The organism is Paraburkholderia sp. BL25I1N1, assembly GCF_003002025.1.
Taxonomy (GTDB): Bacteria; Pseudomonadota; Gammaproteobacteria; order Burkholderiales; family Burkholderiaceae; genus Paraburkholderia.
Window position 1 is genome coordinate 273,387 of the sequence record NZ_PVZB01000008.1, and the last position, 11,769, is coordinate 285,155.

Annotated in this window: 8 protein-coding genes; 5 read left to right on the top strand and 3 right to left on the bottom strand. The window is 58.2% G+C overall.

All coding sequences use genetic code 11. The annotated features are described in order from the left end of the window. Positions 1–398 precede the first annotated feature (398 nt). Positions 399–836, top strand: coding sequence for a MarR family winged helix-turn-helix transcriptional regulator (locus tag B0G73_RS14635; RefSeq protein ID WP_106281836.1), 438 nt, complete (start codon positions 399–401; stop codon positions 834–836). 11 nt (positions 837–847) lie between these two features. Here B0G73_RS14635 and B0G73_RS14640 read toward each other — a convergent pair whose 3' ends face one another. Continuing rightward, on the bottom strand, positions 848–3,589 hold the full coding sequence (locus tag B0G73_RS14640; RefSeq protein WP_146144178.1) for a winged helix-turn-helix domain-containing protein: 2,742 nt from the start codon (positions 3,587–3,589) through the stop codon (positions 848–850). A 544-nt stretch (positions 3,590–4,133) separates the two neighbouring features. Here B0G73_RS14640 and B0G73_RS14645 point away from each other — a divergent pair. Both B0G73_RS14645 and B0G73_RS14650 read left to right on the top strand, forming a co-directional pair. After that, a complete protein-coding gene (locus B0G73_RS14645) occupies positions 4,134–4,385 on the top strand; it encodes an H-NS histone family protein (RefSeq protein WP_374957009.1) in 252 nt (83 codons plus the stop codon). 366 nt (positions 4,386–4,751) lie between these two features. Beyond that, a complete protein-coding gene (locus B0G73_RS14650; protein ID WP_258193319.1) occupies positions 4,752–7,154 on the top strand; it encodes a recombinase family protein in 2,403 nt (800 codons plus the stop codon). A gap of 193 nt (positions 7,155–7,347) precedes the next feature. Here B0G73_RS14650 and B0G73_RS40020 read toward each other — a convergent pair whose 3' ends face one another. Beyond that, complete coding sequence (locus tag B0G73_RS40020) at positions 7,348–7,821, bottom strand: hypothetical protein (protein ID WP_146144179.1); 474 nt, start codon at positions 7,819–7,821, stop codon at positions 7,348–7,350. A gap of 793 nt (positions 7,822–8,614) precedes the next feature. Further along, the gene (locus B0G73_RS14655; protein ID WP_106281839.1) at positions 8,615–8,974 is read right to left on the bottom strand and encodes a hypothetical protein; all 360 of its coding nucleotides are present in this window, start codon (positions 8,972–8,974) and stop codon (positions 8,615–8,617) included. 683 nt (positions 8,975–9,657) lie between these two features. Here B0G73_RS14655 and imuA point away from each other — a divergent pair. Together imuA and B0G73_RS14670 are read left to right on the top strand one after the other, a co-directional pair. Further along, positions 9,658–10,365: a translesion DNA synthesis-associated protein ImuA gene (imuA, locus tag B0G73_RS14665; protein ID WP_106281841.1), complete on the top strand. Its 708-nt coding sequence runs from the start codon at positions 9,658–9,660 to the stop codon at positions 10,363–10,365. Next, the gene (locus B0G73_RS14670; protein ID WP_181196553.1) at positions 10,295–11,764 is read left to right on the top strand and encodes a DNA polymerase Y family protein; all 1,470 of its coding nucleotides are present in this window, start codon (positions 10,295–10,297) and stop codon (positions 11,762–11,764) included. Before imuA ends, B0G73_RS14670 begins: the two co-directional genes overlap by 71 nt. Positions 11,765–11,769 lie beyond the last annotated feature (5 nt).

Here is an 11,769-nt window from a genome sequence, read left to right on the forward strand (position 1 = left end):
TTGCTGAGGTCACCACCAGGCTTGCCGCCCCGGTAAGGGGAGCAGACCCTGCTACCGGCGCGCCGGTAGCATCATCGGCGCTCGCAATTTTTCTTCGGCGAGGCTCACCGGTGAGTCAGCCCTTATTCCGTTCGCGCGTCCCGGTTGGCGCCTTAGCAGCTTTTAGCGCTGTTTAACTCGACTGGCCTCTTGGTTTACTGACAGCATGGCTGCTGCGGTGACGGCTTCGCGAAAGGATGAAACCAGAACAATGAAAGGCCCTCGTCCGTACAACATTGCTCACAGACCGCTCCGCAGACAACCACGCGGACGAACCACCGCAGCGTTTGGTATCTGCTGACACCAAAAGCCGGACAAGAGGCACGGATGACGGTTCAGTCGGGTCAATCGAGGACGCTATGACCAACCCTTTGGGTGACGGCTTCCTGCGCGAGCAGCAACTCGCCTTTGCGCTCTACAAGGCGGGCGAGCGCATAAGGAGTGAACTTGATACCGCCTTGTCGAACTGCTTCGCTGTGAACTTTCTGCAGTTCAGCTTGATGCTCGTTGTTGCGACCTGCGTTGAGCAAACGCCTGCAAAAATCGCCCGCCGCCTGAGAGTTGACCCGGCCGTTGTCACTCGGGCTCTCGACAAACTGGAAGCCCTGGACCTGGTGGACCGTAAAAGGACGAGCACGGACCGTCGAATCGTCCTCATCTCGCTGACGGAGTCCGGTGCGAAGGTGTTCGACGACCTTTGTCAGGCTGCCGGGACAGTCTTGACCTCGCGACTTAGTAACTTCACGGAAGGGCAGGCTGGACAACTTGATAACCTGCTAGCGCTGTTTACCGCGTAGCGGTTGCGGTCCTACGGGTGTTTCTGGTTATCTCTTTGCGTCGAAGGACCATACGCCAGCATGGCATTTGCAGCGCGAATGTCGCTAGTCGCGGCGCCTTGCGAGAAGCGGGAGAGAACCGCGCAAAGCAGGTCTTCGCCTTTTGCCCAATGCCCGTTTCGCCGGTACAACCGCGCAAGGCTTGTTGCCGCGCGCAGTTCCCACGACAAATATCCCTGTTGTTTTGCAATCGCAATCGCTTGATGAAATAGGTCTTCCGCAACGACGATGTCGTGCGTCCGACGCTCAAGATACTGCTCACCCAGTGCGCGCCATATCTCGGCAGTCGCCCAACCAGCCTTTCCCGCGCGAGCGCGCTCAATGGCCAGCGGCGTAAGCAGACGACGGTTGACCGTGGCGACTGTCTCATGAGCTGAAGGTGCGAGACCGTCGAACTGTCGCCACCATGCGGCCCCTTCGGGGACCGGCCGGTCCGGTAGACCGTAGGCGTAAATGCTGGCCTGGTCGCGCCAGTTGACAAGCATAAATTCGGTAGAGAGCGCGTCAAGCATACCCAGATACCGCTCGAGGTCGCTAATGTCACCGCGCCAGCACGCTACCGGGCACGCGCCTGATGCGAGGGAGCAGCACAGCGAAAGGTCGTGTTCAAGGGACATTGCTTCATTGACGCTCTCCGCGGCGACCTTGGCGGCGTCATCCACCTCTCCCAGGAGCCACAGTATCCGCGCTTCCAACGATGTGAGCGCCGCTCGTGCGTCATAGCGCGTCGGGTCAGACAATCTCCGGGGCAGCGTACGCGGGCCGTACAATGACAAAGAAAGTTCTACGTGTTGGAGGGCGCTACTTGCCTTTCCACGCTGTGTGTCAACGAGCGCCTGCATGCGGTGATACATGGGCACATCAGCCGCCCGCGCGCGGGAAAGCATGTACAGACGTTGGCAGAATAAGTCGGCTTCATTGTATTCTCCGGCCATCGTCAGCATCACGATGGTCCCGTATAGGACCTGCACCTGGCGCGCCTCGTGCCCGTGTCTTTCCGCAAGAGTTAGGGCGGCTTGGAACGCCCGCGAAGATATTCCTCGCTTCAACGATTGAGTCAGGAACTCGGCTTGTGCCAGTGCAAGCTGCAGGCGGAACTCCGATTCTGCGCGGATATCTCCGGCCAGCCCCAGGAAGGTCAGTGCCTGTTGGACTCGCTGGCGATATTCGTCGCACAGCGAGAGTTGGTAAAACAATGGTGCGCTTGCCCATGTCAACGTCAGTCCAAGGCGAACATCGCCTCCGGCTGAGAATGACCATTCCAACGCAGCGCGAACGTCGTCTACTATGCCAGGCTCACTGGCCGTCGGGTCCAGAGATGCCAGGTGAGAGCGCCGGACGGCCGGTTCTGTGAAGAGACATTGATAATAGTCGGCGTGTCGATGTGCAGCTCCATCGTATTCGCAAGACAGCCTCAGCTTGCGCAAGCCATACGCTCGGGTGCTGTCTGGTAGCCGGAAGGCTGGCGACTGACATCTGTGGACAGCGTTCAGAAGCGACTTATCGACCAGGCTTGCAACAGAGCTCACCAGTCGGGAGCCGGCAGGTTCCTCCTGTCCGAGAAGCCAGGCCAACTGCACGAGGGTGAAGTTGCCCCTGAATACCGATGCGTGGCGGAGAATCTGGCGGTCCTCCTCTGACAGAGTGTCGTAGCTCCAGTCGAGGGTTGCGCGCAAAGTCTTGTGGCGTGGAATTGCCGTTCTATGCCCCCTTGTCAAAACGTCGAGGCGCTCATCCAGCGCGCTTAGCAGTCCGGCAGCGCCCAGGATGTGAACCTGCGAAGCAGCGAGTTCGATTGCCAAAGGCAGGCCGTCGAGCGAGCGGCAAATATGGCAGATGGCGTCTACGTTCCCCTCATCAAGAACGAAGTCGTTGGACTGCATCGATGCCGCTCGCTCACAGAACAGTCTTACTGCCGAATACCTCAGCGCGAGCTCCGGTGTTTTGCTGTCGGGCCGCGCTGGCACATCCAGCGGGTTGAGCCGGTAAACCCACTCATTCGGCACCCTCATCGGCTCACGACTTGTTACCAGAACGAAGACATTCTCTACCAAGTGATTTATCGCCTGCGCCAATTCTGCAACTGCATCAATGACGCGCTCACAGCAATCCAAGAGCAACAAGTGAGGGGACTGCCGTAGAAATTGGACAATGGAGTCGATAGCCTGCTCGGAGTCATGCAGCAGCCCCAGCGCGGTGGCAACAGTGCTTGCAACGTGCTCACCTCGGCTCACCGAGGAAAGTTCCACGGTCACGGCGGTGACGTGGGCTGGCGAACCAAATAACTCACGCATGACGGCGAAGGCGACCGCCGTCTTACCTATGCCACCAGGCCCTACGACGGAAACCAGTCTCTTATCGGACAGCAGGCGGGTAACAGCGCCTACGTCATCGTCACGGCCAATTAGGCAACTCTCGGCTTCATACCTGGCACGGTGGTTAGGAGCTTCGCTGACCGTGTCCGATGTCTTTTCGACGATTACCGGTCCGACGAACGAATAACCTCGGCCGGTGATATTGCGTATCCCATGGGATTCCGGCAGTCCCTTCGCAAGTATCTTTCGTAAGGCCGTGATGTGAACGCGCAAATTAACGTCTTCTACGACGGTCTTCGGCCATATTTGCTCCCGAAAATCCTTGTGCGAAACGACTTGCCCTGGTCTGCCGACGAGCAGACAAAGTACGTCGAACGCCCGACTGCCGATTTCTATCACCTCATCACCGCAGACCAGCTTGCGCTCATTCGGCGACAGCTTGAAACGGCCAAAGCTAATCGAAGGTGGTGCCGGCGATGTCGTCGTCTGCCTTGCTCGGAACAGAAGGGGTATATCAAAGGACCAGATAGCGGGCGAAGCAGCTTTCGGTTGCCCAACGGACAGCCACGCAGAACTACATTGGTAGACGCCGTCAATGATTGTGATACGCCATTGCCTGGCTGTCTATGCCGCTACGGGCCAGTTCTGTCTTGCCAAATCGCAGTCACTTCGATAGGCCAGATGCAGGCGACGAATCGCTCGGGGCGATTTCATGGCGCGCAGACATACTTGCTCCCGGTTCCAGTTTCTTGCCCGGTCTATCTGGCGGCTGCGCGAGCCAATTGACCCAATGGCAGACGTGGAGGCATTTCGCTTCGCTGGCCGCCGTGCGCGTCGCGGAACCACCATCGGTTTCTCGGGCATTCGTGCTCGACGGCGCACCAAACTAGCCGGTGCCGTCACCCGCATGGCATAGTGCCGCATCTCAACAGCGGAGGTGCAAATGCCGACATTGGAATCCTTGCAAGCAAAAATCCGGAAACTTCAGATACAAGCAGAAGCGCTCACCGCAAAGAAATCGAGCGCCGTCATCGAGAAGATTCGGGAATTGATGGCAGAACACGGTCTGACGACCGCCGACATCGATGCGCACGCTGGCGGCAAGAAACGTGGACCGAAGCCGGGCGCCAAGGCCGCAGCAAAAGCTGGAAGTCCAGTAGCGAACTATCGCGACCCGAAGACCGGCGCGACCTAGTCAGGACACGGCCGTGCCCCGGCATGGAATGCCTTTAGCGAAGAACCGCCGCTTAAACGACTATCAGCGGTTCGCGACTACGGTAGTGGTTGCGACCGCTATCCGGTCCGGATGATGCCTTTATACAGTGGGCGCCCAGAGGGACTGCGGCCGCAGTCGGTCTACGGCAAAACAAGTCGGAGCAATTCAGGTGTTGCCCGGAAAGGAAGGGCCGACCAGTAGCGAAATCCGGGCATGGCCGTTGTCCGGGACCATGTGGTGGCTGAGCCACTGCCAGGCAGGCTGTCCGAGAGCCGGTGGACAGCCGAGCTTGACTTCGTGCTCGGGTGAACTATGCATAAGAGTGGGAGTTCGCTGGAGGCAGCCATGCCTATGTACAAGCCCACAAAACGACAACCGTCCACGCTCTTGAAAGCGGCACAATACATCCGGATGTCGACGGACCAGCAACAATGTTCGCCGGTTTTCCAGAGGCAGGCTATCGCGCAATATGCGGCAGCGCACTCCATTCGTATTGTTCGCGACTATGAAGACGCAGGTATCAGCGGGCTCACGCTGCGTGCTCGCCCCGCGCTAACCCAGCTGCTTATTGATACTGCCGACCCGGCGCGATGCTTCACACTGATTCTAGTCTACGACGTGAGTCGCTGGGGCCGATTTCAGGACATTGATGAGTCGGCGTTTTACGAGTATGTATGTCGGCGCCAAGGGGTAAAAATAATTTATGTTGCCGAACCCTTCGAGGTCGACGCCAGTCCGCTGTCGCCAGTGATGAAGGCGCTCAAACGCGTTATGGCAGGCGAGTACAGCCGTGAGCTTTCACGCAAGGTATTTCTCGGGCATTGCATCCTTGCAGAACGAGGCAATCATGTCGGTGGACGACCGCCCTATGGTTACCAGCGGCTACTTCACGACGACAGGCACGGTACGACGCGGGTACTCGAGAGGTACGAGTACAAAAGCATCCGAACGGACCGCGTCACATTGACACCAGGGCCGGCAAGCCATGTCGGCATTGTTCGAAAGATTTTTCAGTGGTATGCCTGGGAGCAGGCAACCTGCGCGGCGATTGCACAGCGGCTTAACGACACAGGCCTTCTTAACGGCGACAGCAGGGTTTGGCTACCGCGGTACGTCGCCCAGATACTGCACAACCCCGCTTATGTCGGGACAGGCCTTTATAGCCGGACATCGTCGAAGCTAGCTGGCGAGTGGCATCGCGTCCCGGAAGCAGAGTGGATTTCGGTACCTAATGCTTTCCCAGCAATCGTTAACCTCAAAACGTTCAATGCCGTGCAACAACGGTTCGCTGACACCCGCAAGCGACCCAGCCGAAAGGCATTGCTTGACGGGCTACGCAAGGTGGTTGCCCGTCACGGGCGCGTCAATCAAGGGTTGCTTAGACGGTACCGACGCACACCTTCGGTCAGAGCGGTGATGACCGAATTCGGTAGCCTTAACGCGGCATACCGCGAAATCGGCTATGCGCCCAACCTCAATCCCGTGCGCGAAGAGAATCGCGACCGGGAGCACCGCATGGAAGCATTGGTAGCAATGCTGACAGCCAACGCGCTCACGGAGCGGGGGCACACCGTCACTTACGAGAAACAGTCGCTCACTCTTTGCGTGGACCATGTGCTCACGTTCCAACTGGTCGTCCGCGCGCCGTGGATGGTGCACGGGACAACGCCTTACTGGAGTGCGCGCTGGCCCAATCTTTTCGCAATCGATTTTCTGGTGTTCTGCCGCATGGCCCGCGACAGCAAAGAACTTCTGGATTTTTTCGTGATTCCGTCTGGATATTTGACACCTGGCAAGTTCGAAACACTCGTCGGACCGTCCGCGCGCGACTACACAATGTATCGCCACCTCGACCTGCGCGTATTACTCGAGCTGGCCGACCAAGTCAATCTGACTGGTGCTGTGATGTTGGCTGTCCAGTCCGAGAAAGCTTCCTCGACGCGCCAGCAAAATGTTTTAGACCGTGTGCAACCTGAGCCTCGACACCTGAGCAAGCCTTCCCGTCCTCCTCGAGTCAGACGCATCCAGCTCTCGATGCAACAGCAAGTGTTCAAGGCTAAATTTCTTTCGGCCGCCATGGAGCAAGTTGCCGAAGTCAACCGCGAGCTCGAACGTGCCCTGAGTGAGTTACTCAGACACACCGGATTCGTTGCTGTACTGGCCGATTCGGGAATATCTGTTTTACCGCGGCTGCTCGTCTCGCGAGTCATGTGGGCACACTCGTCGCGGGCACTCCATTCAAACTCCGCTTCGACCGATGGGCAAATCGGGGAGCGTTCATCAGGCAACGCGGTTTGCTTATATCCCGAGTCGCTCCCCAGGCTCACAGTCAACGTCCTGCAACGCATGAGCTCGGCACGAGCTGATTCGGCAATGGGGCTGATGAACAAAACAACCTGCGTTGCAGGCGATTTTGCACTGGCATTGCTGGCTGCGACACCGGACGACCACCTCCGTGTGGTTCCGGCGGGCGCTTGCGCGAATGGGCGGCTACGTAGACGACTCGCACGGCAGGAGCGTGAGCTACGAGACGAATTAGGCGCTATTGAACGATTCACAGCGACGTACCAGCTGGAATTGGTGGAATTGACACTGCACCGGTCGCTCGGACGGCAATTGGCAGCGCAGTCGCGAATTCAGACATGGTTGTACAACCGTGACTACCGGTATCTTGAACTACTTCAGTCGGTCGCCGGCCGAGCGGGCCCTCTAAACACCCCACGGCGCGTCATGCGGGTCGCACAATAAGAGGCGCACGGCAATCCAGACCTCGCGCAAAGTTGATGAGGTCTAGTCGTCGCCCTCCAAGTCTGAAATCGAATCCCTGCGGCGAGAGCGAATGGCTGGTGGGGCTTAGACGTTAACTTTTGGGCGAAATCCGCAACGACCAGAAGCAGGACGCCTGCATGCAAACGGTGACCCAGCAATTTCGCCTCGCTCATTAGCTCGATTTGCGCCACTCAGTGCGAGAATGTTTCCCGTGCTGGTAGATGCTCCAGCCGGATGGCCCTTGAATAAATCCGAAGCCGGAGAGTGACGTTCCCCAGTAATCACTGTTCTTTCCTAATCTGCTGACCCAAAACTCACGCTCGAATAGAGCAATCAAATTCTGCCTGCCGCCCTCGAAAAGATGCTCAGATTTTTGCAATACTGCATGCTCTATTGCTTGCTCGAACCGACGACTTTCGAACTGTAGCGGATAGGGGCACAAGACAAGGAGTGCCGGGCTGTGACGGCTAACGAGAACGTCTAGAAGATGCTTGGCGACAATTACCCCTAGCCGACTTCCCTTCAAGTCATGCCTGAGTTCAAGTCCTTCGAGATAAATAATTGGACCTCGTTCGAGCACACGACTGATGTCTTCCGCAGCCGTTTCGACTAGCCCTGAAGCAAGTTGTTCGAGCGAATGCGACACAACATCGCATGCGTAGCAAAAGTCGTCATCGGTGACGTCAACGCGGCCCGCCTCGATGACATCGAAACGTATCCAGCACGCGGGGCGGAGGTCATTTGCGAGGTACGCGGAAGCTCGTATCTCTCTGATTCGTGGGCTGTGGCCTTGCCATCGGTTTCGCGATGTCGTATAGCGTATCGTCGCACCGGTGGCTGGTTCCACGATGCACTGTGCTGTAGGGTCAAGGTCGCCGTGGCTTCGAAAGAAACCATCGAACTGTGGTTCTGTTGCGGACCCTTCGAAGATGTCTCTTATATCAGGAACCTCTGGGCGACGCTGAGTTGCGAGCAATACCCGACTCAAATTTCAAGCAAGTTTTGCTATCTCATCTTACGAAGTCTCTCGAAACGGCTGCACCGGGCTGACGATTGAGTCTGAAAAATGTGCGCTCTCGAAACGGCACGCAGGGCCCAAAGGGCACTGTCAGGGAATGTCTTTTAACTTCTTCACTCATTTGAAGGGTTCTTCAAGACGCGAAGCCACTTACTGGATGGAAGTCTTTTTTGGCTCACGGGTTCAAGCCACCCGTGAGTATCAGCCGACGCACGAACCCGAGCACTGTAAGGCTTGAGCTTCATCTGGCGTTTCGCACGTGGCAAGAAACATCAGAACCTTCAATAAGTATCCGGGCGGACGTAACCTTCCCGCTGGCATCGAAGTGCTCCTGCTGAAGGTCAGGCTGTCCGCAGGTTTGATTGCCCTTTTACGCTTCGGGTTCCATGATTTTCCCCAGCATCAACGGAAGGTTCGAATCTCATGCAAAGCCAATACCCACACTTTTTTGCCAGATATGAGCCACTATCGGCGACGCGAAGTTCACTGTGAACTGTTCAGTGAACAAGTGGCTCACATTTGCCTTCTGAATATCTGTCTGGCCAACAACCGACGCTGCAGCTATAGCGTGAGCTTCTGCGGCAATTTTCACCCGCTCGAGCCATGTCGCAACGCAAGCATTTCTAGCGAGCCAAAGGCGAGACGACTCCACCATGTTTTCGCTACTCAGCCAGCGTCCCTGCAATTTGTATGCAGCGACGTCACTGACAGCGAGATAGCAGCGCAGAACCGCCGCGTGCGCGTCGGTCAAAACGGGGAGCCTAATCGTATCTTCAAACATGCCAATCTCCGGTGCAGCTTGCACAGATAGGACAGTATGTAGCAATTTTGCTCGATGGCATTGAGCAAGTCTGCGGTGTTGCGCGAAAAGCCTGTTTGTCCGGCTATCTCGCGACCGTCGCGCGACGGGCAGATGCCTTGATTTCCATTGCCTGCTCGTGAGCCAGCTTCCGCGGCCAAAGCCGCCATCGTCTCCCAGGTGGGTCAGGTTTGCTCCCGCGCCAAGGTCATTTTTACGTCGGTGCAACAAATACTTCTCTGATTGGAGCGGCCACCCGACGATTGCCATTACGCATGGTGCCTGAGCCGCTTGGTATCTACCCCGGCTGCCTTCAGCGCAGCGTCAATTGCCATCAGTTCCTGGGCGAAATCGAGCGGCCACTCCTCCCCGTCACAGCGCACGGCCATGCTGTTGTGCATTGAAATCAGACGACGCTCTTTGGATAGGGCGTCCACAAGCTTTGATTACCGTTCGGCTTCCCGAACCCATTCGTCTGCTCTCATGTTGAAGTCTTCCCTTGGATAGAGCGCGCGGCCAGATACGGCCTCCGAGCGAACCCACCTGCGGCATCGGCAGATTGCTTCTGAGCCCCGTCCAACGCTCAGCCTGCAAAAAAGTGTCAGTTCGTTCTTCCGGATTTGCGTGTACGATACTGTATAAATATACAGGTTTTTGGGCTGCCAATGTCTACCGCCACCGTTCTTGCTGAGGAGATACACCCGTCGCTTTGGCGGGCGTCGCAGCTCGCGCGTAGCCGCGGAAGGGTGGTCGAGACGGGGTATCCGGCGCTGTCGGCGGAGCTGCCGGGTGGTGGATGGCCCGTTGGCGCGCTGGTCGACCTGCTGGTCCAACAGGCCGGTGTGGGCGAACTGCGACTGCTGCGCCCGGCGCTCAGCGCTGCGGGAAATCGGCCAGTGGCGTTCGTGCAGCCGCCTCATACCCCTGACGGCCTGGGGCTCAGCTACATCGGACTGTCTTTGGACCAGGTGCTTCGGGTGAAAACGCCAAAAACAGCGGATGCGTTGTGGTCGGCGGAGCAGATTCTTCGTGCGGGCAGTTGCGGCGCGCTGATTTTCTGGACGCAGTATGCGCAGGCTTCATCACTTCGCCGCCTGCATCTCGCTGCCCAGTCATCTGAAACGCTTTTCATCATGGTGCGGCCGCTGGCTTGTGCACAGGACGCGTCGCCTGCGCTCCTGCGGCTCGCGCTCAGACCATCAGCCGACGGTTTGACCGTCGACGTCGTGAAACGACGAGGGCCCTCCCGCGCAGAGCCCCTGTCGATTCCCCTTCAACCAACCCCTGTTCTGCTTTCCCGCCATGCGCGTCTTTCTCGCCGTCCATTTGCCGAAGTTGCCGCTCGAGGTCTTCAGACCGAAGTGGTCACCTGAGCCTGCTCACGGCAGCGCCGTGCTCGAGAAACACAGGGTCGTCATTGCAGACGCCACTGCGCGTCTGGCTGGCGTGCGTCTTGGAATGAAACGCGGTGGGGTACTGACGCTGTCCCCTGAGACGGCGATGCATGAACGCGACATTGGCCGGGAAAGCGCTGCGCAGCGCGAGGTTGGCATCGCACTGATGCGCTTTTCGCCCGAAGTCGCACTGCTCGACGAAGCGACGGTCGTCGTCGAAGTCGGCGCGAGTTTGCGCCTATTCGGTGGCCTGCTTGCGCTCTGTCGCGAGGCAAAGGCCGTCCTCTGTGCGCTTGGCTTCACCGCACGCATCAGCGCAGCGCCGACTGGCCAGGGCGCCTGGCTGCTCGCGAAGCATGGAAACCGGCGGGTGTTGAAACTTGCATCGCTTGAACATCACCTCTCCGCACTCCCGATGGTCGCGGTCCCCGAGGTCCGTCGCTTTTTCGACTGGTTTAATGGCCTTGGCTGCGAAACCATCGCTGACATACGGCGCTTGCCTCGCGCAGGGCTGCAACGCCGGTGTGGCGAGCACTTACTGGATTCTCTGGACCGTGCTTTTGGCACGGCGCCTGAACTGTTCGACTGGCTGGAGCTGCCGCCAACCTTCTCCGCGCGCCTTGAGATGCCGGACCGGCTAGAGCACGCAGACGGAGCAGTGTTCGCTGCGCATCGACTGATTGTGCAGTTATGCGGGTGGCTCTGCGCCAAGCAACTCGCAGTCACCGGCGTTCGCCTTTCACTTGAGCATGAGCGCGGACGCGACGCGATTGAGCCAACCATCGTCAACATTGCATTGGGCGAGCCGACATGGCGTGAAGAACATCTGGTCAGACTGGTGAAGGAACGGTTGCATCGCATCGAACTCGTCGCGCCGATGATTGCTTTGCGGCTCGATGCTACGGACGTCGCGTCTGCAGCGGCGGCATCTGACACGCTGTTTCCTGAACCCGGTGGCTCTAAAGAGGACCATCAGAAGCTGCTCGAGCTGCTTGTCGCGCGGCTGGGCGAGGAAAACGTTCTGCGGCCGGCGCCCACGGCAGACCACCGTCCCGAAATCGCAAACCGCTGGATTCCAGTCACGCAGAAGAAAAAGCCTGACACCCTTCCGGATGGACTACCGAGACCGACCTGGATGCTGCATACGCCCGTCCGCCTGCTGATGCGCAAGCACCGCCCGTTTTATGGGTCGCCGTTGCGCATGGTGTCGCCTGGCGAGCGCATTGAAGCCGGCTGGTTTGATGGTGAACTCGTCACGCGTGATTATTTTGTCGCACAGGGCGAAGACACAAGCTGCTACTGGATTTACCGTGAACGCGTCAGTAGCCGTGACGCTGAAGAAGACCAGCGCTGGTTTCTCCATGGCCTCTTCGGATGATGTGC